This is a genomic window from Chloroflexaceae bacterium (assembly GCA_025057155.1).
Lineage (GTDB): Bacteria > Chloroflexota > Chloroflexia > Chloroflexales > Chloroflexaceae > JACAEO01.
This window is the reverse complement of the sequence record JANWYD010000059.1, coordinates 1-897: the sequence shown is the minus strand read 5'-3', so window position 1 is coordinate 897 and position 897 is coordinate 1. Positions and strand designations below refer to the sequence as shown.

General features: G+C 58.1%; 1 protein-coding gene. It reads left to right on the top strand.

Annotated features, from left to right (window positions below; translation table 11 throughout):
- Nucleotides 1-218: 218 nt before the first annotated feature.
- Nucleotides 219-897 (top strand): Ni/Fe-hydrogenase, b-type cytochrome subunit (cybH, locus tag NZU74_20235; protein ID MCS6883658.1); only part of this gene is annotated, 679 nt, incomplete at its 3' end.

The window sequence follows — 897 nt, the reverse complement described above, 5'->3', positions numbered from 1 at the left end:
TCGGTGAAGGTGCAGCAGTAGGTCAACGGATGGCGCGGATTGAACGGACACGGACTCTCAATCCGTGAAATTCGTTCTGTTTGATGCAACGGGCAAAGAGATTGTGTCGGTGAAGGTGCAGCAGTAGGTCAACGGATGGCGCGGATTGAACGGACACGGACTCTCAATCCGTGAAATTCGTTCAATCCGTTGATGAGTCCGGGCAAAGGAGATTCGTTATGGCCGCAGCCACTGAAACATCCTCGACCGCCGGCTTCACGAAGGAAGTGGCCGGGCGCGTGTACGTCTGGGAGATTCCGGTGAGGCTGACGCACTGGCTCAATGTCGCCTGTATCGTTATCTTGTCGTTCACCGGCTATTACATCGGCAATCCGTACATTGCGGTCAGCAACCGCGAGTGGTACGGGCCTTACTTCATGGGGACGATGCGCTTTCTGCACTTCGCCACGGCCTACGTTTTCGTCGGCAGCCTGGCGCTGCGTACCTACTGGGCCTTCTTCGGCGGCAACAAATACGCCAGCTGGCGCGCACTCTTCCCGTTCCTAACCGCGGAGGGCCGGCGCGGCCTGGTGCAGGCGTTCCAGTATTACACCTTCCAGCGCCGTGAGCCACCCACCGTGCTTGGCCACAATGCGCTGGCCGGCTTCACCTACGGCATCATCGTCTTCCTGTACTTCTTGCAGGTCTTCACCGGTTTTGCGCTGTACGGCATGTCGCATCAGGATGGCTTCTGGTGGAACATGACCAGCTGGGTCTTTCAGTTTGTCGAACCGCAGCGCCTGCGCCTGCTGCATCACCTGATCATGTGGCTGCTCATCGCCTTCGCGCTGCACCACATCTATAGCGCCTTCCTGGTAGACGCCGAGGAAGCCAATGGACTGATGAGCAGCATCTTCA